We start from the raw sequence: 985 nt of genomic DNA on the forward strand, positions 1-985 counted from the left end.
ATATATCCSCACCAATCTTCGCCTTTATGTAGAACAGTCGTTACATATGCCATCGTAATAGCACCGATCCATATCGTCCCTGCGAAAGTTTCAATTAAGTCCATAATTGTAACGATGCGCAGAGACGGGTGTTGAAATAACAGTTTCCATCCTTCTAATAATGCAGTAGTTTTCGAAGAAGTGGGTTCTGCTACTCGTTCAGCTTGTATAGATTGTAATGAAAGGTGTAATGTAATACATCCGAAAATCATCAATATGTTATTAATCATGAGTGTCGAAGTAACGCCAATGAGAAGAACAATTATGCTTGTAAATGAGTATGCAGCGGCTTGTATAATTTGTGTTGAAAAGGAAAAGACACTATTTACTTTTACTAATTTTTCTTGTGGTGTTAGGCGCGGGATAACGGCGTATAGTAGAGGAGCGCTCCAGCCACTACATAATGAAATGAAAATAACAAAAGTTAAAAGAGCAGAAATGTTTGTTGATAGTATAGGAAATAATATCATTAACAATATTAAAAGAGCTGTTTTAATCCATTGTAGAGTATATAGCAATGAATAAGATGGAAACCGATTCATTATAAGTGGTGCAGAGGTGTTCGCGATAAGATTTGTGATAACTTGTAATAATGGAAAAAGAGCAGTAATTGTAGCTGATCTAGTTGTGATATAGATGTGAGTTGTAATAATCATTATGTATACAATGTCAGCGAGAGTAATGCATATTTTGGAGCCCAAATAGTAAGTTAGTGAACGTTTAGGCAATAAGAATACCACCTTTCAAATCAATACTGCTTTTTAATTTTAATTATTATTATAATCTGTAAGTTATATTTTTGAAAGAATTAAATTTTTTGTCGTTTTTTGAAAGGAATTTTCATGTATAATGAAGAATATATTAATATAGTATTTTATTAATGCTTGTTGTAACAGCGAATATATATAATAGCTTGTAGCAAACGCCCCTCTATGAGAAAGGGCGG

General features: G+C 32.8%; 1 protein-coding gene. It reads right to left on the bottom strand.

All coding sequences use genetic code 11. The features are described from left to right. Window positions 1-767: MFS transporter (locus AC1DTM_RS28575; RefSeq protein ID WP_477001500.1), on the bottom strand; the 767-nt coding region annotated here is incomplete at its 3' end. Window positions 768-985: the final 218 nt, after the last annotated feature.

The sequence above is a fragment of the Bacillus sp. P4_D3 genome (assembly GCF_056401855.1).